The 23,094-nt window shown below is 53.3% G+C and carries 23 protein-coding genes and 4 tRNA genes; 15 read left to right on the top strand and 12 right to left on the bottom strand.

Going from position 1 to position 23,094, the window contains the following annotated elements:
• The first annotated feature begins 19 nt into the window (after positions 1 to 19).
• The 8 genes from EKN38_RS01700 (at position 20) to pdxK (ending at position 7,437) form a co-directional block, all read left to right on the top strand.
• Positions 20 to 595: an RpoE-regulated lipoprotein gene (locus EKN38_RS01700; protein WP_014832840.1), complete on the top strand. Its 576-nt coding sequence runs from the start codon at positions 20 to 22 to the stop codon at positions 593 to 595.
• A 92-nt stretch (positions 596 to 687) separates the two neighbouring features.
• A complete protein-coding gene (locus EKN38_RS01695; protein ID WP_014832839.1) occupies positions 688 to 1,587 on the top strand; it encodes a Dyp-type peroxidase in 900 nt (299 codons plus the stop codon).
• A 172-nt stretch (positions 1,588 to 1,759) separates the two neighbouring features.
• Positions 1,760 to 2,773 carry a sulfate ABC transporter substrate-binding protein gene (locus EKN38_RS01690; RefSeq protein WP_014832838.1) on the top strand — a complete coding sequence of 338 codons (1,014 nt, stop codon included), beginning with the start codon at positions 1,760 to 1,762 and terminating at the stop codon, positions 2,771 to 2,773.
• Entirely contained in the window at positions 2,773 to 3,606 is an 834-nt protein-coding gene (gene cysT / locus EKN38_RS01685; protein WP_014832837.1) for a sulfate/thiosulfate ABC transporter permease CysT, read from the top strand. The genes EKN38_RS01690 and cysT overlap by 1 nt, the downstream gene beginning before the upstream one ends.
• Entirely contained in the window at positions 3,606 to 4,481 is an 876-nt protein-coding gene (cysW, locus tag EKN38_RS01680; protein ID WP_014832836.1) for a sulfate/thiosulfate ABC transporter permease CysW, read from the top strand. The genes cysT and cysW overlap by 1 nt, the downstream gene beginning before the upstream one ends.
• Positions 4,471 to 5,565, top strand: coding sequence for a sulfate/thiosulfate ABC transporter ATP-binding protein CysA (gene cysA, locus EKN38_RS01675; RefSeq protein ID WP_014832835.1), 1,095 nt, complete (start codon positions 4,471 to 4,473; stop codon positions 5,563 to 5,565). The genes cysW and cysA overlap by 11 nt, the downstream gene beginning before the upstream one ends.
• A gap of 118 nt (positions 5,566 to 5,683) precedes the next feature.
• Complete coding sequence (gene cysM, locus EKN38_RS01670) at positions 5,684 to 6,595, top strand: cysteine synthase CysM (RefSeq protein ID WP_014832834.1); 912 nt, start codon at positions 5,684 to 5,686, stop codon at positions 6,593 to 6,595.
• Between the two features lie 5 nt (positions 6,596 to 6,600).
• Positions 6,601 to 7,437, top strand: coding sequence for a pyridoxine/pyridoxal/pyridoxamine kinase (gene pdxK / locus EKN38_RS01665; RefSeq protein ID WP_014832833.1), 837 nt, complete (start codon positions 6,601 to 6,603; stop codon positions 7,435 to 7,437).
• 44 nt (positions 7,438 to 7,481) lie between these two features.
• On the opposite strand, the gene crr is transcribed toward pdxK, so the two are convergent.
• The 5 genes from crr to cysZ all read right to left on the bottom strand — a co-directional run bounded on the left by crr (position 7,482) and on the right by cysZ (position 12,275).
• Complete coding sequence (crr, locus tag EKN38_RS01660; RefSeq protein WP_003861316.1) at positions 7,482 to 7,991, bottom strand: PTS glucose transporter subunit IIA; 510 nt, start codon at positions 7,989 to 7,991, stop codon at positions 7,482 to 7,484.
• Positions 7,992 to 8,031: 40 nt separating this feature from the next.
• Complete coding sequence (ptsI, locus tag EKN38_RS01655) at positions 8,032 to 9,759, bottom strand: phosphoenolpyruvate-protein phosphotransferase PtsI (RefSeq protein WP_014832832.1); 1,728 nt, start codon at positions 9,757 to 9,759, stop codon at positions 8,032 to 8,034.
• Positions 9,760 to 9,803: 44 nt separating this feature from the next.
• Entirely contained in the window at positions 9,804 to 10,061 is a 258-nt protein-coding gene (ptsH, locus tag EKN38_RS01650) for a phosphocarrier protein Hpr (RefSeq protein ID WP_000487600.1), read from the bottom strand.
• 317 nt (positions 10,062 to 10,378) lie between these two features.
• On the bottom strand, positions 10,379 to 11,350 hold the full coding sequence (gene cysK, locus EKN38_RS01635; RefSeq protein WP_014832831.1) for a cysteine synthase A: 972 nt from the start codon (positions 11,348 to 11,350) through the stop codon (positions 10,379 to 10,381).
• Positions 11,351 to 11,513: 163 nt separating this feature from the next.
• Positions 11,514 to 12,275 carry a sulfate transporter CysZ gene (gene cysZ / locus EKN38_RS01630; protein WP_014832830.1) on the bottom strand — a complete coding sequence of 254 codons (762 nt, stop codon included), beginning with the start codon at positions 12,273 to 12,275 and terminating at the stop codon, positions 11,514 to 11,516.
• A gap of 230 nt (positions 12,276 to 12,505) precedes the next feature.
• Between cysZ and zipA the strand changes: the two genes are divergently transcribed.
• From zipA to EKN38_RS01615, 3 genes are all read left to right on the top strand, one after another.
• Positions 12,506 to 13,507, top strand: a complete 1,002-nt coding sequence (gene zipA, locus EKN38_RS01625; RefSeq protein ID WP_014832829.1) for a cell division protein ZipA — start codon at positions 12,506 to 12,508, stop codon at positions 13,505 to 13,507.
• Between the two features lie 69 nt (positions 13,508 to 13,576).
• Positions 13,577 to 15,592 (top strand): NAD-dependent DNA ligase LigA, encoded by a 2,016-nt coding sequence (gene ligA, locus EKN38_RS01620; RefSeq protein WP_126521599.1) that lies wholly within the window; start codon positions 13,577 to 13,579, stop codon positions 15,590 to 15,592.
• A 1-nt stretch (position 15,593) separates the two neighbouring features.
• On the top strand, positions 15,594 to 15,809 hold the full coding sequence (locus EKN38_RS01615) for a DUF3820 family protein (RefSeq protein ID WP_003861328.1): 216 nt from the start codon (positions 15,594 to 15,596) through the stop codon (positions 15,807 to 15,809).
• On the opposite strand, the gene EKN38_RS01610 is transcribed toward EKN38_RS01615, so the two are convergent.
• Positions 15,806 to 16,801: a bile acid:sodium symporter family protein gene (locus EKN38_RS01610; protein ID WP_014832827.1), complete on the bottom strand. Its 996-nt coding sequence runs from the start codon at positions 16,799 to 16,801 to the stop codon at positions 15,806 to 15,808. The two genes, EKN38_RS01615 and EKN38_RS01610, sit on opposite strands and share 4 nt — an antisense overlap.
• Before the next feature lie 89 nt (positions 16,802 to 16,890).
• Between EKN38_RS01610 and EKN38_RS01605 the strand changes: the two genes are divergently transcribed.
• Positions 16,891 to 17,826 (top strand): LysR family transcriptional regulator, encoded by a 936-nt coding sequence (locus tag EKN38_RS01605; RefSeq protein ID WP_014832826.1) that lies wholly within the window; start codon positions 16,891 to 16,893, stop codon positions 17,824 to 17,826.
• Here the strand turns inward: EKN38_RS01605 and EKN38_RS01600 are convergent.
• Positions 17,823 to 18,164: a FlxA-like family protein gene (locus EKN38_RS01600; protein ID WP_014832825.1), complete on the bottom strand. Its 342-nt coding sequence runs from the start codon at positions 18,162 to 18,164 to the stop codon at positions 17,823 to 17,825. The genes EKN38_RS01605 and EKN38_RS01600 overlap by 4 nt on opposite strands.
• A 319-nt stretch (positions 18,165 to 18,483) precedes the next feature.
• Here EKN38_RS01600 and pyk point away from each other — a divergent pair, with 319 nt between their 5' ends.
• From pyk to EKN38_RS01585, 3 genes are read left to right on the top strand one after another with little or no spacing between them, the layout of a single operon-like run.
• Positions 18,484 to 19,911: a pyruvate kinase gene (gene pyk, locus EKN38_RS01595; RefSeq protein ID WP_043951677.1), complete on the top strand. Its 1,428-nt coding sequence runs from the start codon at positions 18,484 to 18,486 to the stop codon at positions 19,909 to 19,911.
• On the top strand, positions 19,912 to 20,646 hold the full coding sequence (locus tag EKN38_RS01590; protein ID WP_014832823.1) for a TSUP family transporter: 735 nt from the start codon (positions 19,912 to 19,914) through the stop codon (positions 20,644 to 20,646).
• Between the two features lie 5 nt (positions 20,647 to 20,651).
• Entirely contained in the window at positions 20,652 to 21,578 is a 927-nt protein-coding gene (locus EKN38_RS01585) for an AEC family transporter (protein ID WP_014832822.1), read from the top strand.
• Here EKN38_RS01585 and EKN38_RS01580 read toward each other — a convergent pair.
• The 5 genes from EKN38_RS01580 to EKN38_RS01560 form a co-directional block, all read right to left on the bottom strand.
• Positions 21,502 to 22,164: an HD domain-containing protein gene (locus tag EKN38_RS01580; RefSeq protein WP_014832821.1), complete on the bottom strand. Its 663-nt coding sequence runs from the start codon at positions 22,162 to 22,164 to the stop codon at positions 21,502 to 21,504. The genes EKN38_RS01585 and EKN38_RS01580 overlap by 77 nt on opposite strands.
• A gap of 307 nt (positions 22,165 to 22,471) precedes the next feature.
• Positions 22,472 to 22,547 (bottom strand) — tRNA-Lys (locus EKN38_RS01575).
• A gap of 4 nt (positions 22,548 to 22,551) precedes the next feature.
• Positions 22,552 to 22,627 (bottom strand) — tRNA-Val (locus EKN38_RS01570).
• A 29-nt stretch (positions 22,628 to 22,656) separates the two neighbouring features.
• Positions 22,657 to 22,732 (bottom strand) — tRNA-Val (locus EKN38_RS01565).
• A 42-nt stretch (positions 22,733 to 22,774) separates the two neighbouring features.
• A tRNA-Val gene (locus EKN38_RS01560) sits at positions 22,775 to 22,850 on the bottom strand.
• Positions 22,851 to 23,094: the final 244 nt, after the last annotated feature.

Genomic DNA, 23,094 nt, shown 5'->3' with positions numbered 1-23,094 from the left:
AACACGTAAGGACGTTTCAATGAAATCGCTGCGTTTACTTTTATGCGCTCTCCCGCTGGCGTTAACCGGCTGTTCAACGCTCTCCTCCATTAACTGGTCGGCCGCTTATCCGTGGAACTGGTTTGGCTCTTCGCTGGAGGTCACCGAACAGGGCGTGGGCAACATTACCGCCGCGACGGCGCTGGATCAGGACGCGCTTCAGGCGGCCCTGAGCAGCGACTATCGTCTGCGCAGCGGCATGAAAACTGAAAACGGCACTATCGTGCGTTACTTCGAAGCGCTGAAGGGAGACGAACTGGCTCTGGTGATTAACGGCGATAAAGGCACGGTAAACCGTATTGCCGTGCTGGACGATGCCATCCCGACGGCGAGCGGCGTGAAGGTTGGTACGCCGTTTAGCGATCTTTATAAACAGGCTTTCGGCAACTGCGCCAGCGCGCCTTCAGACGATGGTGTGGCGGTGCAATGTAAAGCGCCGGACAGCCAGCACATCAGCTACCTCTTTACCGGAACCTGGAGCGGTCCTGAAGGGTTAATGCCGTCTGACGACACGCTGAAAAACTGGAAAGTGAGCAAAATACTCTGGCAGCAGTAATTTGCGCCTGAACAATCCGTCTCGCTGAAATCCGGGTATAATACCCGCCATCAATGCCACGTTGTCGTGGCATCTTTATTTCAGGAGGAGCGATGTCTCAGGTTCAGAGTGGCATTTTGCCAGAACATTGCCGCGCGGCGATTTGGATTGAAGCCAATGTGAAAGGGGATGTGGATGCCCTGCGTGCGGCCAGTAAAGCGTTTGTGGATAAACTGGCCACCTTCCAGGCCAAATTCCCGGATGCCCATCTGGGTGCTGTGGTGGCCTTTGGTAATAACGTCTGGCGTCAGCTGAGCGGTGGTGAAGGGGCGGAAGAGTTAAAAGACTTTATCCCTTACGGTAAAGGCCTGGCTCCGGCAACCCAGTACGATGTGTTGATCCATATTCTCTCTCTGCGTCACGACGTAAACTTCTCCGTTGCCCAGGCGGCGGTAGCGGCGTTTGGTGACAGCATTGACGTTCAGGAAGAAGTCCACGGTTTCCGCTGGGTGGAAGAGCGTGACCTGAGCGGCTTTGTCGACGGGACAGAAAACCCGGCAGGTGAAGAGACGCGCCGTGAAGTGGCGGTCATCAAGGACGGTGTGGACGCAGGCGGCAGCTACGTATTTGTTCAGCGCTGGGAGCATAACCTTAAGCAGCTTAACCGCATGAGTGTGCAGGACCAGGAGATGATGATTGGCCGTACCAAAGAGGCCAACGAAGAGATCGACGGCGACGAACGCCCGGTGACCTCGCACCTGAGCCGCGTTGACCTCAAGGAAGACGGTAAAGGGCTGAAGATTGTTCGCCAGAGCCTGCCGTATGGCACCGCAAGCGGAACGCATGGCCTCTACTTCTGTGCCTACTGCGCGCGTCTGTACAATATTGAGCAACAGTTGCTGAGCATGTTCGGCGATACCGACGGTAAGCGTGACGCCATGCTGCGCTTCACCAAACCGGTCACCGGCGGCTACTACTTCGCGCCATCCATTGAGCGTCTGCTGGCGCTGTAATTCCCTTTCTCCCTCTCCCTCCGGGAGAGGGTTGGGGTGAGGGCAACAGGCCGCACCCTTATTCCCTTTTCTGCTTGTAAATCACCAAACGGTATATAAAACCGTTACTCCTTTCGTCCTCGTTATAAATATTATGACTATAAGATAGTCATCACATTTATAAGGGTGCGCAATGGCCGTTACTGTACTGAAAAAAGGATCCCTGGCACTGGCAGGTTTACTGCTGGTGGCACAGGCGCAGGCGACTGAGCTGCTGAACAGCTCATATGACGTCTCCCGCGAGCTGTTTGCCGCCCTTAACCCGCCGTTTGAGCAGCAGTGGGCGAAAGACAATAACGGTGACAAGCTGACCATCAAACAGTCTCACGCCGGTTCGTCCAAACAGGCACTGGCGATCCTTCAGGGACTGAAAGCGGATGTGGTGACCTACAACCAGGTGACCGACGTGCAGATCCTGCATGACAAAGGCAAGCTCATCCCGGCCGACTGGCAGAGCCGTTTACCCAACAAGAGCTCGCCGTTCTACTCCACCATGGGCTTCCTGGTGCGTAAGGGCAATCCGAAGAATATCCACGACTGGAGCGATCTGGTTCGTTCTGACGTCAAACTCATTTTCCCGAACCCGAAAACTTCCGGTAACGCGCGTTATACCTGGCTGGCGGCGTGGGGGGCAGCGGACAAGGCTGACGGTAACGATAAAGCCAAAACCGAGCAGTTCATGACCCAGTTCCTGAAAAACGTCGAAGTGTTTGATACCGGCGGGCGTGGAGCGACGACAACCTTCGCAGAGCGCGGTCTGGGCGATGTGCTGATTAGCTTTGAATCGGAAGTGAATAACATCCGCAAACAGTATGAAGCGCAGGGCTTTGAGGTCGTTATCCCGAAAACCAATATCCTGGCCGAGTTCCCGGTGGCGTGGGTGGATAAAAACGTGCAGGCAAACGGCACGGAGAAAGCGGCAAAAGCCTATCTTAACTACCTGTACAGCCCACAGGCGCAGACCATCATTACCGATTACTACTATCGCGTGAACAACCCTGACGTGATGAACAAACTGAAAGATAAATTCCCGCAGACTGCGCTGTTCCGCGTGGAAGACCATTTCGGATCCTGGCCTGAGGTGATGAAAACGCATTTTGCCAGCGGCGGTGAATTAGACAAATTGCTGGCGGCGGGGCGTAAGTAATGTTTGCCGTATCGACTAAACGCGTGCTGCCGGGTTTTACCTTAAGCCTCGGGACCAGCCTGCTGTTCGTCTGCCTGATTTTGTTGTTGCCGCTCAGCGCGCTGGTGATGCAGCTTGCGCAGATGAGCTGGTCCCAGTACTGGGAAGTGGTCACCAACCCGCAGGTCGTTGCAGCCTATAAAGTCACGCTGCTGTCGGCGTTTGTGGCCTCGATTTTCAACGGCGTGTTTGGCCTGCTGATGGCGTGGATTTTAACCCGCTATCGCTTCCCGGGCCGCACGCTGCTCGATGCATTGATGGATTTACCCTTTGCTCTGCCGACCGCCGTTGCCGGTTTAACGCTGGCGTCACTTTTCTCCGTCAACGGGTTGTACGGTGAGTGGCTGGCGAAGTTTGACATCAAAGTGACCTATACCTGGCTTGGTATCGCGGTGGCGATGGCCTTTACCAGCATTCCGTTTGTGGTGCGTACCGTACAGCCGGTGCTCGAAGAGTTAGGCCCGGAATATGAAGAGGCGGCAGAAACGCTGGGGGCTACACGCTGGCAGAGCTTCCGTAAAGTTGTCCTGCCTGAGCTGTCCCCGGCGCTGATGGCGGGGGTGGCGCTGTCGTTTACCCGTAGCCTCGGCGAGTTCGGTGCGGTCATTTTTATCGCCGGTAACATTGCGTGGAAAACAGAAGTGACATCGCTGATGATTTTTATCCGTTTGCAGGAGTTTGATTACCCGGCGGCGAGCGCCATTGCCTCGGTCATTCTTGCCGCATCGTTGCTGCTGCTCTACTCAATCAACACTCTGCAAAGTCGCTTTGGTCGACGTGTGGTAGGTCACTGATGGCGGAAGTTACTCAATTGAAGCGATACGACGCGCCCCGCATCAACTGGGGGAAATGGTTTCTGATTGGTACGGGCGTGCTGGTTTCCGCTCTTATCCTCGTGGTACCGACAATCTATATTTTCGTTCAGGCGTTCAGTAAAGGGATAATGCCCGCGCTGGAAAACCTGGCGGACCCGGATATGCTGCACGCCATCTGGCTGACCGTGCTGATTGCGCTGATCACGGTGCCGGTCAACCTGGTGTTTGGTACGCTGCTGGCCTGGCTGGTGACGCGCTTTAACTTCCCGGGGCGTCAGATGCTGCTGACCCTGCTGGATATCCCGTTTGCCGTCTCCCCGGTGGTTGCGGGTCTGGTTTACCTGCTGTTTTACGGCTCCAACGGGCCGCTGGGTGGCTGGCTGGATGAGCACAACCTGCAGGTGATGTTTGCCTGGCCGGGTATGGTGCTGGTGACCATCTTTGTGACCTGTCCGTTTGTGGTGCGTGAACTGGTGCCGGTGATGTTAAGCCAGGGGAGCAACGAAGACGAAGCGGCTGTGCTGCTGGGCGCGTCTGGCTGGCAGATGTTCCGCCGCGTCACGCTGCCGAATATTCGCTGGGCACTGCTCTATGGTGTGGTGCTGACCAACGCGCGTGCAATTGGCGAGTTCGGGGCGGTGTCGGTGGTATCCGGTTCCATTCGAGGTGAAACCCTGTCGCTGCCGTTACAGATTGAACTTCTGCAGCAGGATTACAACACCATCGGCTCCTTTACCGCCGCAGCGTTGCTGACGCTGATGGCTATTTTGACCCTGTTTTTGAAGAGTGTGGTGCAGTGGCGTTTAGAGAATCAGGAAAAACGTCAGCATCAGGAGGGAAATCATGAGCATTGAGATTGCCAATATTAAGAAGTCTTTTGGTCGCACCCAGGTGCTGAATGATATCTCGCTGGATATCCCTTCCGGACAAATGGTGGCGCTGCTGGGGCCATCTGGCTCGGGCAAAACCACGCTGCTGCGTATTATCGCCGGTCTTGAGCATCAGACCAGCGGGCATATCCGTTTTCACGGCACCGACGTGAGCCGCCTGCATGCCCGCGATCGCAAAGTCGGCTTTGTGTTCCAGCATTACGCGCTGTTCCGCCATATGACGGTGTTCGACAATATCGCCTTTGGCCTGACCGTTCTTCCTAAGCGTGAGCGTCCGGACGCGGCAACCATCAAAGCGAAGGTGACCAAACTGCTGGAGATGGTGCAACTGGCCCACCTGGCTGACCGTTTCCCGGCGCAGCTTTCGGGCGGCCAGAAACAGCGTGTCGCGCTGGCCCGTGCGCTGGCGGTTGAACCGCAAATTCTGCTGCTGGATGAGCCGTTCGGGGCGCTGGATGCGCAGGTGCGTAAAGAGCTTCGTCGCTGGCTGCGTCAGTTGCATGAAGAGCTGAAATTCACCAGCGTGTTCGTCACTCACGACCAGGAAGAGGCGATGGAAGTCGCGGATCGCGTGGTGGTAATGAGCCAGGGGAATATTGAGCAGGTTGATGAGCCAGAGCAGCTCTGGCGTGAACCTGCGACCCGTTTTGTGCTGGAGTTTATGGGCGAAGTTAACCGTCTGCAGGGCACCGTACGGGGTGGACAATTCCACGTTGGGGCACACCGTTGGCCGCTGGGATACACGCCAGCCCATCAGGGGCCGGTGGATCTGTTCCTGCGCCCATGGGAAGTGGATGTCAGCCGTCGAACCAGCCTGGATTCACCGCTGCCGGTGCAGGTGCTGGAAGCTAGCCCTAAAGGGCACTACACGCAAATGGTGGTACAACCGCTGGGCTGGTATACCGAGCCGCTGACGGTGGTAATGCGCGATGAAGAGGCGCCACACCGGGGGGAACGCCTGTTTGTGGGGCTGCAGCATGCCCGTATTTATCACGGTAACCAGCGCATCGAGACGCGTGAGGATGTTGCTCTGGCGGAGTCAGCCTGATAGGTTATTAGGATGTTTATCGCCCGGTGGCGCTGCGCTGACCGGGCCTACAGCTAAAACTGCGTCTTGTAGGCCGGGTAAGCGAAGCGCCACCCGGCTTTTTTATTGAGTAAAAATCGTGAATACACTCGAACACACCATCGGCAACACTCCTCTGGTCAAGCTCCAGCGCATGGGGCCGGACAACGGCAGCGAAATCTGGGTCAAACTCGAAGGCAATAACCCGGCGGGGTCGGTCAAAGACCGCGCGGCATTGTCGATGATTGTTCAGGCCGAAACGCGCGGTGAAATTAAGCCTGGCGACGTGCTCATTGAGGCCACCAGCGGGAATACCGGCATTGCGCTGGCGATGATTGCCGCGCTGAAAGGCTACCGCATGAAGCTGCTGATGCCGGACAACATGAGCCAGGAGCGCCGCGCCGCGATGCGGGCCTACGGTGCCGAGCTGATACTGGTGACCAAAGAGCAAGGGATGGAAGGGGCGCGCGACTTAGCGCTGGCGATGGCTGATCGTGGTGAAGGCAAGCTGCTGGATCAGTTCAACAATCCGGATAACCCCTACGCCCACTACACGACCACAGGCCCGGAAATCTGGCAACAAACCGACGGACGTATCACCCATTTTGTCTCCAGTATGGGCACCACCGGCACCATTACCGGCGTGTCGCGTTTTCTGCGTGAGCAGGAAAAACCGGTCACCATTGTCGGTCTGCAGCCGGAAGAGGGGAGCAGCATTCCCGGTATTCGCCGCTGGCCGGCAGAGTATATGCCGGGCATCTTTAATGCCCAGCTGGTGGATCAGGTGCTGGATATTCATCAGCGCGAGGCGGAGAATACCATGCGTGAGCTGGCGGTACGTGAAGGCATCTTCTGCGGGGTCAGTTCAGGTGGCGCGGTAGCAGGCGCGATGCGGGTGGCGCAGGAGAACCCTGGTGCAGTGGTGGTGGCGATTATCTGCGACCGCGGCGATCGCTATCTGTCTACCGGCGTCTTTGGTGAAGAGAGTTATTCGCAGGGGGCGGGGATTTAAGCGTCATGGAGATGATTCTATTCCGGGATAACACCCGGGCGCAGCAAACCGATATTGTCGCCGTACAGTCGCAGGTGGTGTACGGCAGCGTGGGGAACAGCATTGCGGTACCGAATATTCGCACCCACCGGCTGAACGTCACCGCCGTACCGACGGTGCTGTTCAGCAACACGCCGCACTATGACACCTTTTACGGTGGAGTGATCCCGGATGAGTGGTTCAGCGGCTACCTGAAGGCGCTGGAAGAGCGCGAGATCCTGCGCGAGCTTAAGGCGGTTACCACCGGCTATATGGGCAGCGCCAGCCAGATCGTTCTGCTGGCGCAGTGGCTGAAGGCGATCAAGGTGCAGCATCCGGACCTGCTGGTGCTGGTCGATCCGGTGATCGGGGATATCGACAGCGGGATGTACGTTAAACCTGATATTCCAGAGGCGTATCGTGAGCATCTGCTGCCGCTGGCGCAGGGCATTACGCCCAATGTATTCGAACTGGAAGTGTTAAGCGGTAAACCGTGCCGCACGCCAGAGAGCGCCATCGCCGCTGCGCAGGGGCTGCTTTCCGATACGCTGAAATGGGTGGCGATAACCAGTGCGCCAGTGGCCGACGACCCGCAGAATATTCACGTCGTGCTGGTGAGTAAAGAGGGCGTTACCGTAAGCGCGCACCCACGTGTCGAGACGGATCTGAAAGGCACGGGCGATCTGTTCTGTTCAGAACTGGTCAGCGGTATTGTGGGGGGAAAAACCGTTGCTGACGCCATACGCATGGCAGGCGATCGGGTGACTGACGTCATGATTTATACGCAGTCGAAAGGTTACGACGAGCTTATCCTCCCCGCATAAACAAAAATGGCGCCCGAAGGCGCCATTTTTCTGTGCGGCAAGAATTACTTCTTGATGCGGATAACCGGGGTTTCACCCACGGTGACGCTGCCAGACAGTTTGATCAGTTCTTTGATTTCGTCCATGTTGGAGATAACAACCGGAGTCAGGGTAGACTTCGCTTTTTCTTCCAGCAGTGGCAGATCGAATTCAATCACCGGGTCGCCAACTTTCACACGCTGGCCTTCTTCTGCGATACGTTTGAAGCCTTCGCCTTTCAGTTCAACGGTGTCGATACCGAAGTGAACGAACAGTTCGATACCGCTATCAGATTCGATAGAGAACGCATGGTTGGTTTCAAAAATTTTACCGATGGTGCCGTCAACTGGAGCAACCATTTTGTTGCCAGTTGGTTTGATAGCAATGCCATCACCAACGATTTTCTCAGCAAACACTACATCCGGCACGTCTTCGATGTTGACGATCTCGCCGGAGAGCGGAGCAACAATCTCAATAGTTCCGGAGTCTTTCTTATCATCAGAAACCAGAGATTTCAGTTTATCGAACAAACCCATGATCTTCTCCTAAGCAGTAATTTGGGCCGCATCTCGTGGATTAGCAGATTGTTTTTTCTTCAATGAACTTGTTAACCAGCGTCATTAACTCGTCCGTTGTCGGTTGAGCAAGAGCCTGCTCTGCTAACACCTTCGCATCTTCGAAGTTCGTGTTACGGATAATCTTCTTAATGCGCGGGATGGAAATGGCGCTCATAGAGAATTCGTCCAGACCCATACCCAGCAACAGAAGTGTAGCACGTTCGTCGCCTGCAAGCTCACCACACATGCCAGTCCATTTACCTTCTGCATGAGAAGCATCAATAACTTGCTTGATCAAGTTCAGTACGGACGGTGACATTGGCTGGTAGAGATGTGAAATCATATCATTACCACGGTCAACTGCCAGGGTGTACTGCGTTAAATCATTGGTGCCGATACTAAAGAAATCAACTTCTTTGGCTAAATGACGCGCAATGGTCGCGGCTGCCGGTGTTTCCACCATCACGCCGATCTCAATTGACTCGTCAAATGCTTTACCTTCGTCACGCAGTTCCTGTTTATAGATCTCGATCTCTTTCTTCAGTGCACGCACTTCTTCAACAGAGATGATCATCGGGAACATAATGCGCAGCTTGCCGAAAGCAGAGGCACGCAGAATCGCACGCACCTGGTCACGCAGGATCTCTTTACGATCCATGGCGATACGTACTGCACGCCAGCCCAGGAACGGGTTCTCTTCTTTCGGGAAGTTCATATACGGCAGCTCTTTGTCGCCACCGATGTCCATGGTACGGACGATAACGGCCTGGGAGCCGCAGGCTTCAGCCACCGCTTTGTACGCTGCAAACTGCTCTTCTTCAGTTGGCAGGGCATCACGGTCCATGAACAGGAATTCAGTACGATACAGACCCACACCTTCCGCGCCGTTGCGCTCAGCGCCATCGACGTCGCGTACGGTACCGATGTTAGCGCACACTTCTACCTGATGGCCGTCCAGCGTAATAGCTGGCAGGTCTTTCAGTTTAGCGAGCTCCGCTTTCTCGGTCGCAACCTGCTCCTGAACGGCGCGCAGTTTCTCGATCTCTTCGTTGGTTGGGTTGACGTAAACCATGTTGTTTACGGCATCCAGAATCAGATAGTCGTCGTTTTTCACCTGAGAGGTGACGCTACCGGTACCCACGATGGCAGGCAGTTCCAGAGAACGTGCCATGATAGAGGTGTGGGAGGTACGGCCACCGGCGTCGGTGATGAAACCCAGCACCTTGTTCAGGTTCAGCTGTGCGGTTTCAGACGGGGTCAGGTCAGCGGCAACCAGGATCACTTCGTCCTGAATCGCGCTCAGATCGATAATGGCCAGACCCAGGATGTTGCGCAGCAGGCGCTTACCGATATCACGTACGTCGGCCGCACGTTCTTTCAGGTATTCATCATCCAGTTCTTCCAGGGCAGTTGCCTGACCTTCGATAACTTCATGGGCAGCCGCGTCGGCCGTCATGCCTTTATCTTTAATCAGGGCTATGATTTCCTGCTCCAGCTCCTCATCTTCGAGCAGCATGATGTGCCCTTCGAAGATAGCTTCTTTTTCTTCACCGAAAGTTTCGCCAGCTTTAGTTTTGATCGCTTCCAGTTGCGCAGATGCCTTGGCACGACCGCTCAGAAAACGTTCAACTTCCTGATCAACCTTGTCGGCAGAAATTTTTTTCCGGTCGATGACGATCTCGTCTTCTTTCAGCAGCAGTGCTTTGCCGAAAGCGATACCCGGGGATGCTAAAATGCCTGAAATCATAACCCTACCTTACTTGTGACTGATATTTAAAAGAACCCGGAAACTTACTCGAGCTCAGCCATCAGTTTTACCAGATGCTCAACTGCTTTCTGCTCGTCTTCACCTTCAGCAGAGATGGTGACTACGGTGCCCTGAGTCAGGCCCAGAGTCTGCAGTTTGAACAGGCTTTTTGCGCTAGCGCTTTTGCCGTTGGAAGTCACAGTGATTTCAGAAGTGAAGCCTTTCGCTTCTTTAACAAACTGAGCAGCAGGGCGGGTGTGCAGACCGTTCGGAGCGGTAATGGTAACTTCTTGCTGGAACATTGTATTTCCCCAACTTATAGGTTTAGTGTTGTGGAACTAAAGTCTAGCCTGGCGACTGAACTTTAGCCTGTATTGTTAGCGCTGACGTTTCGATCGTCATTAAACATTATGCAGCGAAAGCAAGACTTGAACCAAATCATAAAATCGATTCAGCAAGGCTATTTCGTTCGCTGATTAATTTCACGCATCAAAATAATTGCTGGTTTAAATACCAGACCCAACGGGGTGAATCAATGCCAGGAGGGGTAAAACTTTGAAGCAGGCCACAAAAAAGCACCTAAAAAGGTGCTTTTTTACGCGTTATTAACATGCTGGCATTACTGTTGCAGTTCTTTTTCAGTAAACAGATCGGCAAACAGTGCAGTGCTTAAGTAACGCTCACCCGAAGAAGGCAGGATAACCACAATATTCTTATTGGTAAAGGCCTCATCTTCCTGAAGTTTGAGCGCCGCCGCAACGGCAGCACCGGAAGAGATACCCGCCAGGATACCTTCTTCGTCCATCAGGCGACGTGCGGTCGAGATGGCTTCTTCGTTCGTGATCGTCACGACTTTATCAATCAGCTTCAGATCCAGGTTGCCCGGAATGAAGCCTGCGCCAATACCCTGAATCTTGTGCGGGCCTGGTTTGAGTTCTTCGCCCGCCAGCGCCTGAGAGATAACCGGCGAGTCGGTCGGTTCAACGGCCACGGTGATCAGGTCTTTTTTACCTTTCGTGCCTTTTATATAGCGTGACACACCGGTCAGCGTACCGCCGGTACCCACGCCAGAGATAAATACATCAACCTGACCATCGGTATCTTCCCAGATTTCCGGGCCGGTGGTTTTTTCGTGGATTTCCGGGTTTGCCGGGTTGCTGAACTGCTGAAGCAGCAGGTATTTCGCCGGATCGCTGGCAACAATCTCTTCGGCTTTCTGAATGGCACCTTTCATGCCTTTCGCGCCTTCGGTCAGCACCAGGTTTGCGCCCAGCGCTTTCAGCAGCTTGCGACGCTCGATGCTCATGGTTTCAGGCATGGTCAGCGTCAGTTTATAGCCACGCGCCGCAGCGACATAGGCCAGTGCGATGCCAGTGTTGCCGCTGGTAGGCTCAACCAGCTCAACGCCAGGCTTGAGCACGCCACGTTTTTCGGCATCCCAAATCATATTTGCACCGATACGGCATTTTACGCTAAAGCTCGGGTTGCGTGATTCGACCTTCGCCAGAATGCGTCCATTACCGATACGGTTCAGTCGAACCAGGGGCGTATGACCGATAGTCAGCGAGTTGTCTTCATAAATCTTACTCATGGCCTGTCCTTAACTGTATGAAATTGGGATACCGACCCAGCATACCTGCTAAGCAGGTAGGGGGAAGTAAGGAATTCGCATATCTATATACTGCAAGGAAATAATGGGGATCAGTATGGAATAAGGGGCGGCATAAGCCACCCCTCTTTTACACATTTTTGCATTACTTCCATAACGCGTGCTTAGCACGGTAGCAGTCCACCCACATTGCCGTTGCGCCGCAAACCGCAACGGGCATGATGAAAAGATTGAGGAAGGGGATCAATGTGAACAGGCTGGTGAGCGCGCCAAACTGCATATTGGCCACTTTCTGCGTGCGCAGCGCGGTGCGCATCTCTTTAAAAGGTACCTTGTGATTATCAAACGGGTAGTCGCAGTACTGAATCGCCAGCATCCAGGCGCTGAACAGGAACCACAGCACGGGGGCAACCGTCTGGCCGATACCGGGCACCAGATAAAGGAGAAGCAGTACAATCGCACGGGGAAGGTACCAGGCGAATTTCTGCCATTCGCGCTTCATGATGCGCGGAATATCTTTCATGATCCCTATTATGCCTGTGTCCGGTGGTGTGGCACCGGTCAGACGCGCTTCCAGCTGTTCCGCCAGCAGTCCGTTAAACGGCGCCGCAATCCAGTTGGCAATCGTTGAGAAGAAATAGCCGAACACCAACAGCACAGAAATCACCGCGAGTGGCCACAGCAGATAGCTCAGCCACTGCAGCCAGTCAGGTACATAGCTCATCATGGCCGGGACCCAGCTTTCAAGCTTCGTGAAAAGCCACCAGAAGGCGCCGCCCATGAGAACAATGTTGATCAGCAAGGGCAGAATGACGAAACGTCGAATACCCGGTAGGGAGACCAGTTTCCAGCCCTGAGAAAAATACCAGACGCCGCTGCGTGGGGGAGAAGAAGATGTTGAAACCATAACCAGGCTGTACTCCTTTTTTCACAACCAGTGGAATTGCCCGCCTATATTATCCAGTTACGGACCAATGACCAGTTCGGAAATGTTCGAAAAAACAGCAAAAAGCACGATTTAGTTCATCTTTATGCTGTGAATGCTCTGCACACACTTGCACTTGACGTAAACGGCAAATACTCTTAGTGAGTAAATGTTTGCCGTGGTGGCAAGGTGTTAGAACAACAGAGAATATAATGATGCAGGATTTGCGTCTGATATTAATCATTGTTGGCGCGATCGCCATAATCGCTTTACTGGTACATGGTTTCTGGACCAGCCGTAAAGAGCGTTCTTCTATGTTTCGCGATCGCCCACTGAAGCGCATGAAGTCCAGTCGTGACGACGATGACAGTGAATATGACATCGATGGAAGCGACGACGACGGCGTGGGTGAAGTTCGTGTTCATCGGGTCAATACTGCGCCCGGCGCGGCTCATGGGGAGCATGAAGCCCCCCGCACTGCGCAGCACCAGTATCAACCGCCGTATGCTTCTGCACAGCCTCGCCAGCAGGCGCCGCAGCCAGTGGAAGAGCCGGTGCGTCAGCCGCCGCAGCAGCCTGTCCAACAGCAGCCAGCAGCGCCGCAGCCGGTTCCACAACAACCCGTGCAGCAGCCTGTTCCGCAGCAACCTGCGCAACAACAGCCTGCTCAGCCGGTACAGCAAGCGCCACAACAGCCTGTTCATGTGCAGCCTGCGCCACAGCCAGCTCCGGCACCGCGCGTGGAGCCAGAACCGGTTGCAGAGCCAGAACCGGTTGTTGAAAAACCGCAGCGCAAAGAAGCGGTGATCATCATGAACGTGGCCGCCCATCACGGCAGCCATCTGAACGGTGACGTACTGCTTAACAGTATTCAACAGGCCGGCTTCAAGTTTGGCGATATGAATATCTTCCATCGTCACCTGAGCCCGGACGGTAGCGGCCCGGCGCTGTTTAGCCTGGCCAATATGGTCAACCCTGGCACCTTCGACCCTGAAATGACGGGGGATTTCGTGACGCCGGGGGTAACAATCTTTATGCAGGTTCCGTCTTACGGTGACGAACTGCAAAACTTTAAGCTGATGCTGCAGTCCGCTCAGCACATCGCTGACGAAGTGGGTGGTGTGGTGCTCGACGATCAGCGTCGCATGATGACGCCGCAGAAACTGCGCGAGTATCAGGACCGCATCCGCGAAGTTAAGGAAGCCAACGCGTAACCGACGCGTTATCTTCAACTCCTCCTCAACCCCCGCCTGTCGGGGGTTTTTTCTCATTGATGGTGCGATATGGACTCAATCGAACAACAAATCACTGAACTGCGAACCACGCTTCGCCATCATGAATATCTTTATCATGTTATGGACGCACCGGAAGTGCCGGATGCGGAGTACGATCGCCTGATGCGTGAACTGCGCGATTTAGAGACGCAACACCCGGAGTTGATCACTCCAGACTCGCCAACCCAGCGTGTCGGCGCTGAACCGCTAGGTGCGTTCAGTCAGGTACGTCATGAAGTGCCGATGCTCTCTCTGGATAACGTCTTCGATGAAGAGAGCTTCCTCGCCTTTAACAAGCGTTTGCAGGATCGGCTCAAAAGCAGCGACGCCCTGACATGGTGCTGTGAGCTGAAGCTGGATGGCCTGGCCGTCAGTATCCTCTACGAGAACGGCGTGCTGGTCCGTGCCGCAACGCGTGGTGATGGCACTACCGGCGAAGACATCACCACCAACGTGCGTACTATCCGTGCGATCCCGCTGAAGCTGCATGGCGACAATATTCCAGCTCGTCTGGAAGTCCGCGGTGAAGTGTTCCTCCCGCAGGCGGGCTTCGAAAAAATTAACGAAGAGGCACGTCGCACCGGTGGGAAGGTGTTTGCTAACCCGCGCAATGCGGCGGCAGGCTCTTTGCGCCAGCTGGACCCGCGTATTACCGCGAAGCGACCACTTACTTTCTTCTGCTATGGCGTCGGTATTCTGGAGGGAGGGGCGCTGCCGGATACCCACCTCGGACGTTTACTGCAGTTTAAAGCGTGGGGCTTGCCGGTCAGCAATCGCGTGCAGCTTTGCGACTCACCGGAGGCGGTGCTTGCGTTCTATCACAAGGTTGAAGAAGACCGTCCGACCCTCGGTTTTGATATCGATGGTGTGGTTATCAAGGTGAACTCGCTTGCGCTGCAGGAACAGCTAGGCTTTGTGGCACGAGCACCGCGCTGGGCTGTGGCGTTTAAGTTCCCGGCCCAGGAGCAGATGACCTTTGTCCGCGATGTGGAGTTCCAGGTGGGCCGTACGGGAGCCATCACGCCCGTTGCACGTCTGGAGCCGGTGCATGTGGCCGGTGTGCTGGTGAGCAATGCAACCCTGCACAACGCGGATGAAATTGAGCGTCTTGGCCTGCGTATTGGTGACAAAGTGGTGATTCGCCGGGCGGGGGATGTGATCCCGCAGGTTGTCAACGTGGTTCAGTCTGAACGCCCTGACGATACGCGCGCCATTGAGTTCCCGACACATTGCCCGGTGTGTGGCTCAGACGTGGAGCGTGTGGAAGGTGAAGCGGTGGCCCGTTGCACTGGGGGATTAATCTGTGGCGCGCAGCGTAAAGAGTCACTCAAGCACTTCGTCTCCCGACGGGCGATGGACGTTGACGGCATGGGCGACAAAATTATCGATCAGCTGGTTGAGAAAGAGTACGTCCACACGCCTGCGGATCTCTTTAAACTGACGGCAGGTAAGCTGACCGGCCTTGACCGCATGGGACCGAAGTCGGCTCAGAACGTGGTGAATGCGCTGGAAGCCGCCAAAGAGACCACGTTTGCCCGTTTCCTCTATGCGCTTGGTATTCGTGAGGTCGGTGAAGCCACCGCTGCAGGTCTGGCGGCGTACTTTGGTACGCTGGACGCGCTGGAGAAAGCGAGCATTGAGGAGCTGCAAAAAGTGCCGGATGTAGGCATTGTGGTGGCCACGCACGTCTTTAACTTCTTTGCCGAAGAGAGCAACCGCGACGTCATCGGCAAACTGCTGGAACAGGGCATCAAATGGCCTGCGCCGGTCGTTGTCAACGCCGAAGAGATCGACAGCCCGTTCGCGGGTAAAACGGTGGTGCTAACCGGTAGTCTCAGCCAGCTGTCACGTGATGATGCGAAAGCGCGTCTGGTGGCGCTGGGGGCAAAAGTGGCGGGCAGCGTGTCGAAGAAAACCGACCTGGTGATTGCCGGTGAAGCCGCTGGTTCAAAGCTGGCCAAAGCGCAGGAGCTCGGCATTGAGGTTATCGATGAAGCAGAAATGCTGCGCCTGTTAGGAGAGTAACGTGGAGAAAGAGCAGCTCGTCGAGATCGCCAATACGGAAATGCCGTTCGGTAAATATAAGGGCCGCAGGCTGATTGATTTGCCGGAAGAGTATCTGCTGTGGTTTGCCCGGAAGGATGAATTCCCTGCCGGACGCCTGGGCGAGCTGATGGCTATCACGCTACTGATTAAAACCGAGGGGCTGACCCAGCTGGTTCAGCCCCTGAAACGTCCTTAAGCCTTCGCGGCGCGGGTCTCTTCCTGCGCCAGCTTTTCCGTCTGACGTTTGTAACGACGCGCCAGTACCGCACAGACCATCAGCTGGATCTGATGGAAAATCATCAGCGGCAGCACCATCATCCCAATCACCGAGGTCGGGAACAGAATGTTGGCCATCGGGATGCCGTTTGCCAGACTTTTCTTCGATCCGCAGAACACAATAGTGATTTCATCTGCTTTGCTGAAGCCGCACTTGCGTGCCACAAAGACATTTACCGCAATGACAATCGTCAGCAGGACGATACTGACCACCACGATAAACAGCAGCGAGCCGGCGCCCACCTTATGCCAGATACCATTCACCACGGCTTCGCTGAAGGCGGAGTAAACCACCAGCAGGATCGACGTCTGGTCGGTTTTTGAGATCCATTTCTTGTGCTTCGCCACAAACGCCCCCGTCCACGGACGAGAAAGATGGCCAAGGACAAATGGCAGCAGTAGCTGCAGACAGATTTTCCCGACTTGCTCCAGGTTACCTTCTGCACCGTGCATATTCATCAGCAGGCCAACCAGCAACGGTGAGACGAAAATCCCTAACAGGCTGGATGCCGATGCCGAGCAGACAGCAGCCGCGACGTTGCCGCCAGCCAGCGAAGTAAAGGCAATGGCGGACTGGACGGTGGCTGGCAAAATACAGAGATACAGGAAACCGGTATAGAGCGCCGGGTCAACATTGACCGGTGCCCACCACGCAAACAGCACGCCGAGTATCGGGAACAAAATAAAGGTGCTGCACATGACCCACAGGTGCAGTCGCCAGTGGCTTCCGCCTGCGATAATGGCTTCGCGGGAGAGTTTGGCGCCGTGCATAAAGAACAGCAGTGCGATGGCCGCCGTGGTTAGCCCTTCAAAAAACGGTACAAAGCCGCCGCGCGCGGGGAAGAAGGAGGCCAGTAACACGGTGACGACCAGGGTAAGTGTAAACGGATCAAGAATACGAAATAGTTTCATAATGACTCCTGAAAACAGATGTCGCTATTGTGCTTTGTTCCCTTTGAGAAATAAAATTGATTTATTGCATCCATTCATGAATTAAACAGATGAATTATTCACTCCGCCAGCTTCGCGTTTTTGTCACCGTGGCCCATGCCCGCAGCTTCAGCCGGGCAGGGGAGATCATTGGCCTGAGCCAGTCAGCGGTCAGCCACAGTGTGAAAGAGCTTGAGATCCAGACAGGCGTCCGATTACTCGACCGGACCACGCGTGAAGTGGTATTAACCGAAGCCGGACAGCAGCTGGCCCTGCGACTGGAGCGGTTACTGGATGAACTGAACAGTACGCTCAGGGATGTCGGGCGACTGGGACAGCAGCTTTCGGGCACCGTGCGGGTGGCGGCGAGCCAGACGATTTCGGCGCATCTTATTCCGCAGTGTATTGCTGAGGGTAATCAACGCTATCCGGATATCGATTTTGTGCTGCACGACAGGCCGCAACAGTGGGTGCTGGAGAGCATCCGCCAGGGCGATGTGGATTTTGGTATTGTCATCGATCCTGGTCAGGTCAGTGATCTGGAGTGTGAGATCGTTCTTTCCGAGCCGTTTTTGCTGCTCTGTCGGGACGACGATCCGTTGGCAATGTTACCCCATGTTAGCTGGCAGTCGCTGCAGGGAGCGAATCTGGTCTTGCAGGATTATGCATCGGGCAGCCGTCCGTTGATTGACTCAGCGCTGGTGACTCAGGGGGTAAAGGCAACCATCGTGCAGGAAATCGGTCACCCGGCCACGCTGTTTCCTATGGTGGAGGCAGGCATTGGGATCAGCGTATTACCCGCCCTGGCGCTTCCGTTGCCACAGGGGAGCCGACTGACCGTGAAGCGTCTCGTACCGGCTATCGAGCGCAAGCTGATGCTGGTTCGGCGAAAAAATCGTTCTCTTTCGGGGGCGGCGCAGGCTATCTGGGAAGTGGTGCGTATTCAGGCGCAAAGATTAACCGAAGCCCGTATACGCGACCCACTGTTTAATGCTGCAGAGGATTAGATGTAGATATCGATCTGATTTTGATCTGATGGGTTGTTTACCCCTTCCACCTTGCCCTGCTTCTGATCCTGTTTCTTCTGAGCCTCTTCTGCCTGCTGGCGTAATAACTGCGCAAGCTGTGTCTGCAGCACTTTAAGCTGTGCCTGGATGAGCTCCTGTTGTTTTTTCTTCTCTTCCGGGCTGCCGGCACTCTCTGGCAGCTCTTTTAGCTGTTGAGTCAGTTTGGTGATTTGCTCCGTAATGCGGCTGATTTGGGCTGCAATATCGTTGCCACTGGAAGCACTCCCTCCACTGTTATTGCTTTGAATAGGGTGGGTTGATGTCTGAATGGTCGTCATAGTCTTTCCTCTTACCATAAAACAGAGATATCGGCACCGATGGTGGGAGCTTGAGGAAAACTGCTATATCTGGCAGGGGCCTTATCAGATAGTCCTGTCGTGGCCAGAACATTCATACGCCCATTCCCGGTCCGAGGTCTTTTCCCATCTTATTAAAAATAGATATAAGAAATCCCGGGTTATGGAAATGTTGAAAGTACAGGCCTGACGCGCCATGAAAACCCGGTAATAATTATTCGGCATATTTGATATGTTTATATGATTTAGCAAGGTGTCACAAAACTGTCATAAAAAGTTTTCTATATAAAAGGAGTGACTTATGACAGGTTCACGCGTTATTGCGACTATCGGCCCAGCTTCAAATAATACGGATACCCTACTCAAATTACGCAAGGCAGGTATGTCCGTAGCACGATTAAATGGTTCTCATAATACACCTGAATGGCATGCAGAAACGGTTAAACTTCTGCGCAATACTGTTCCTGATGTCCCTGTGCTTCTGGATATTCCAGGAAGAAAAATCAGGACGCTGCAACTGACTCATGAACCTTCTTTCAACAGTGGCGATACCTTAATCCTTACTACAGATAGTAGCCATGATGGTACAGAAAAAGTCCCTGTCGGTTTTGATCGCCTTCATGAGAAATTATCCGTTGGTGACGGGGTTTTCGCAGACGACGGCACACTCTCATTTGTTGTAGAAAAAATCGAGGGACGAGATATTTATCTGCGGGCTAACATGGATGGAAAATTAAGGAGTCGCAAGGGAATAAATGTACCCGGCATTGATCTTGGACAGTCACTGGTTACAGATAAAGATCGAGCAATGATTGAATTTGCTAAATCAATCGGTGTGGATTATATCGGAATCAGTTTTGTCGAAAGTCGCGCGCATATTGAAGCCATTCGTGAACTGATTGCTGCACCAGTTCCGCGTATTGTTGCAAAAGTTGAAAACAGTGGAGGGATCACTCATCTTGCTGAAATCGTAGATTCGGCTGATGTCATTATGATTGACCGCGGTGACCTCGCCGTAGAAACATCGATTGATCATGTCGCTCTTTATCAGAAAAAAATTCTGAGTGAAGCAGCCCGTGCAGGTAAGCCCACCATCGTGGCGACCGAAATGCTCCACAGCATGATTGAAAATCCTTTACCCACCAAAGCAGAAGTCAGCGATATCACCAATGCCATTTTGGATGGCGCTTCAGCAGTCATGCTTTCAGGTGAAACCGCAGTGGGGCGTTATCCGGTTGAGGCGGTTGATCGAATCAGCCGTATTGCCACGCTCGCGGCAACCGGACGTCATTCGCCTTATCATTCAGGCAGAGAACCAACGGACAATGATCTCCGACATACCATTCGTGCGCTTGCAAAGGCTTTACCGCTGACCCGGTTGGTTGTCCTTTCCCGAACGGGTTACGCCGTGCGTATTGCTGCTATGTCTGATGCCGGGTTGCCTGTATTAGCCGTAGGAACACATCCAGAACTTACTCGTAGCTGGAATCTTCTTCCGAATGTCACCAGCGTTTATATTAATAATGAAGATGAAATTTCCGGGTTGGGAGAGGACCATCTTTTGAAAAAATTAACCCATGGTGGATATCTGGGACATGATGATTATGTGGTGATTATCTCCGCACAACAGGACAGTAAGAGTCTTAATGGAAACATAATTCATACTCTGAATGTAAATGCCTGGCTTCAGCATAATTCTAAAAAGTTAAATGAGGTAGAGGTGGCTTAAATGGATTATGAATATCTCTTCCTGCCCGTTATTATGCTTTTTTCTGTGATTCAGTCTATTTTCGGTATGGGTATTCTGGTCTTCGGTACTCCGGCTCTTCTCCTGCTGGGATATGATTTTTCGTCGGTTCTCGGGTTGCTTTTACCCTCGTCAGTCCTGATTTCATTTACTCAGCTGTATACTTGCCGGGGAGGGAATGTAGAAAGGAACGAAATAGTCAATATGGTCATCTGTGCGGCGGCCGTGATTTTATTGCTGAGTGTCATTATTATCTCGGGAGTTAAGGTTAATCTTGATATCTTAGTCGGTCTGGTGCTGATATTTTCTGCAGCGGTGAGGTTAAGCGCAAATTTCAGACAGTTTATCCGTGTCAGACTCATTAAATATCAACGTCAGTATGTTCTGATAATGGGCGCTTTACATGGGGTAACCAATATGGGAGGTGCATTGCTGGCCCTTTATGCATCCACCAAACAACGTGAGAAGACAGCCATACGGGCAGAGGTTTCACGCTATTATCTGATGTTTGGCATTATCCAACTGCTTACGCTTGTTATCCTGAAACCACATTCCTTGAGTCTTTCTGGATTTATGGCTGCACCACTTGCGTTGTTTGTCTACTGGGTTGTCGGGAATGTGCTTTTCCGTCGCGCCAGCGCATCCGTATACGAAGGTCTGTTGACAGCCTTTATTGCGGTATATGGCATCCTGGTGCTTACTAAGGGATATATCTGACGATCATGATTACGACTCTGTTCGCCCTTATTCCTGTCATGTTTCTGATTGCCCTGGGCTATATGCTCCGCTCGCGCAACTTTATTGATGCGCAGTTTTGGTTGCCTTGCGAAAAGCTCAATTACTTCTGGCTGTTCCCTGCGTTAATGTTCTCCCAGGTTGCTACAGCTGACCTGGGGGTGTTTCCCGTCAAGCCTATCGCCTGGTCTATCCTTGGGGCAGTACTGCTGGCAGCATTGTCTCTCTGGGTCTGGCGGGGATTAAGCAAACAGTCAGGTCCTGTATTTTCTTCTGTCATACAGGGGGCGTTGCGCCCGAATACTTATATTGGGGTCGCGGCAGCGGCGGCAACCTATGGTACCACCGGGTTGACAGTCACCTCTATTAGTATCGCTGTCGCGATTCCTCTTTTGAATGTGGCATCCATTGTTGTGCTGATGTATTACGGCCAGGGGACGAAGCCCGCACAAGCCCAGATAATCAGGGCATTGGTACGTAATCCTGTCATTATTTCGGTGCTTGCCGGGCTGCTCTTTAATATTGCGCGTTTGCAGTTACCACAGACTGTATCTGACATTTTGCATATCCTGGGGAGTGCTTCTCTGCCTCTGGGGCTACTGGCTGTTGGCGCAGGTCTTGACCTTAAAGCGGCCCGTGCCTCTCACGGCGCCGTGTTGCAGTCAACATTCGTTAAGCTGCTGTTTGTTCCGCTGGTGACATTGCTTATTGGCATAGGGTCAGGGATAAGCGGCCCTGTTCTGGCAACTGTCGTACTCTTTAACGCGCTTCCCTGCACACCCTCTGCCTACATCATGTCCAAACTGCTTGGTGGAGATTACCGCCTGTCAGCAGGCATTATTTCTGTCCAGACGGTATTAGCGGCGGTAACAATTCCGGCAATTCTGTTTCTGACCACATTGTCACCGAGCTAAGGGGTGTGTGCTGCTCATACTGCGCCCAACTTTCTACAAACCACGCATCGCTTCCCTGCTGCTTACACAGCAGGGCAAGCCCTTCATGACATAACTCATGGGCCTGTGCATACAAGTTTTGATCTCCGGCTGTCAGGACGCTTAACAACCGCTTCATCTCTAAAATATACTCACGGGCAAAAATCGGATCCCGTGCCACAATATCTCGCGCATTATCAATAAGGTCACATAGCTTTATGGTCTGCGCTGCGGCATTTGCCTGCGCGCTATGAATGAGATTGGCGTTCTTGCGCTCAATACGAGAGCCTCCCGTTCGCCGGGTCCTGACATCTGTAAGCATTTCAACATATTGTCCGACCTCCGCGCCGAACAACGCATTGATGGTTTCAAGGGTGACACCAGTATCTTCAACGACATCATGGAGCCATGCCGCTGCGACCATTTCTTCGGTTGGGTTTATGCTTTGAAGTAATTTGACAACGGATGCCGGGTGGACAATGTAGGGTTCGCCTGTGAACTTTCGTTTTTGACCGGCTTCACGATGCGCTTGGGTAGCAAAGCGTCTGGCTCGTTCACTGAGTGTCATGATTTTCACCTAAAGCTTTATTTTATATTGTGTTTTTTATGTTTGTTCCAGACCGAAATATTATATCTTATCCTTCATTCGATTAAGACGCCCGCCAGACGAGACATTGTGCCGACAGAGGCATAAGCCATATGTGGCTGCCTGGTATGGAGAGGGGACATTCAGGTGAAAAAAAAACGCATCCTTTTTAATAAGATACGGTTTGCTTACTTCCCCGGATAAGATGACGTATCCCAGGAATATGACATGTGACGGGGCGTTTTTATCGCAGATAGCAAAAAAGCGCCTTTAGGGCGCTTTTTTACATTGGTGGGTCGTGCAGGATTCGAACCTGCGACCAATTGATTAAAAGTCAACTGCTCTACCAACTGAGCTAACGACCCGAAATGGTGGGCGATGACGGGCTCGAACCGCCGACCCCCTCCGTGTAAAGGAGATGCTCTACCAACTGAGCTAATCGCCCATTTCGGAACTGCTGCGATAAGGTGAGAATGGTGGGCGATGACGGGCTCGAACCGCCGACCCCCTCCGTGTAAAGGAGATGCTCTACCAACTGAGCTAATCGCCCAATCTCAATACTTATCTACACTGCGAGTCTACGTGAAGTAGATGGTGGGTGATGACGGGCTCGAACCGCCGACCCCCTCCGTGTAAAGGAGATGCTCTACCAACTGAGCTAATCACCCCCGCTGTGTGGAGTCGCATTATAGGGAGAGTTGAAAATGAGTCAACGCATTTTCTAAAGTTTTTATTCGTTCGTCGTAAAATTAAACAAAACGATCGCGAAACGGGCTGTGGCGCATGATTTCTAAACAAAAATCGCAAACCTGGTCACGATAAAGGGAACAACATTGAGGAATCGCCCCACAGTGATAGAATATTGCCCATTGTTTTTTCCCCGGGATTTGCCGATTGCCGGCATCTTTATAA

The organism is Enterobacter sp. WCHEn045836 (assembly GCF_003965585.1).
Lineage (GTDB): Bacteria > Pseudomonadota > Gammaproteobacteria > Enterobacterales > Enterobacteriaceae > Enterobacter > Enterobacter dissolvens.
Note: the sequence above shows the minus strand (reverse complement) of the source record. Positions and strands in the feature narration are given on the sequence as shown.

Bases quoted from the DNA above. Each gene is read 5' to 3' on its own strand.
- EKN38_RS01700 (WP_014832840.1), top strand. From the start codon at position 20: ATGAAATCGCTGCGTTTACTTTTATGCGCTCTCCCGCTGGCGTTAACC.
- EKN38_RS01695 (WP_014832839.1), top strand. From the start codon at position 688: ATGTCTCAGGTTCAGAGTGGCATTTTGCCAGAACATTGCCGCGCGGCG.
- EKN38_RS01690 (WP_014832838.1), top strand. From the start codon at position 1,760: ATGGCCGTTACTGTACTGAAAAAAGGATCCCTGGCACTGGCAGGTTTA.
- cysT (WP_014832837.1), top strand. From the start codon at position 2,773: ATGTTTGCCGTATCGACTAAACGCGTGCTGCCGGGTTTTACCTTAAGC.
- cysW (WP_014832836.1), top strand. From the start codon at position 3,606: ATGGCGGAAGTTACTCAATTGAAGCGATACGACGCGCCCCGCATCAAC.
- cysA (WP_014832835.1), top strand. From the start codon at position 4,471: ATGAGCATTGAGATTGCCAATATTAAGAAGTCTTTTGGTCGCACCCAG.
- pdxK (WP_014832833.1), top strand. From the start codon at position 6,601: ATGGAGATGATTCTATTCCGGGATAACACCCGGGCGCAGCAAACCGAT.
- crr (WP_003861316.1), bottom strand. From the start codon at position 7,991: ATGGGTTTGTTCGATAAACTGAAATCTCTGGTTTCTGATGATAAGAAA.
- ptsI (WP_014832832.1), bottom strand. From the start codon at position 9,759: ATGATTTCAGGCATTTTAGCATCCCCGGGTATCGCTTTCGGCAAAGCA.
- ptsH (WP_000487600.1), bottom strand. From the start codon at position 10,061: ATGTTCCAGCAAGAAGTTACCATTACCGCTCCGAACGGTCTGCACACC.
- cysK (WP_014832831.1), bottom strand. From the start codon at position 11,350: ATGAGTAAGATTTATGAAGACAACTCGCTGACTATCGGTCATACGCCC.
- cysZ (WP_014832830.1), bottom strand. From the start codon at position 12,275: ATGGTTTCAACATCTTCTTCTCCCCCACGCAGCGGCGTCTGGTATTTT.
- zipA (WP_014832829.1), top strand. From the start codon at position 12,506: ATGATGCAGGATTTGCGTCTGATATTAATCATTGTTGGCGCGATCGCC.
- ligA (WP_126521599.1), top strand. From the start codon at position 13,577: ATGGACTCAATCGAACAACAAATCACTGAACTGCGAACCACGCTTCGC.
- EKN38_RS01610 (WP_014832827.1), bottom strand. From the start codon at position 16,801: ATGAAACTATTTCGTATTCTTGATCCGTTTACACTTACCCTGGTCGTC.
- EKN38_RS01605 (WP_014832826.1), top strand. From the start codon at position 16,891: ATGAATTATTCACTCCGCCAGCTTCGCGTTTTTGTCACCGTGGCCCAT.
- EKN38_RS01600 (WP_014832825.1), bottom strand. From the start codon at position 18,164: ATGACGACCATTCAGACATCAACCCACCCTATTCAAAGCAATAACAGT.
- pyk (WP_043951677.1), top strand. From the start codon at position 18,484: ATGACAGGTTCACGCGTTATTGCGACTATCGGCCCAGCTTCAAATAAT.
- EKN38_RS01590 (WP_014832823.1), top strand. From the start codon at position 19,912: ATGGATTATGAATATCTCTTCCTGCCCGTTATTATGCTTTTTTCTGTG.
- EKN38_RS01585 (WP_014832822.1), top strand. From the start codon at position 20,652: ATGATTACGACTCTGTTCGCCCTTATTCCTGTCATGTTTCTGATTGCC.
- EKN38_RS01580 (WP_014832821.1), bottom strand. From the start codon at position 22,164: ATGACACTCAGTGAACGAGCCAGACGCTTTGCTACCCAAGCGCATCGT.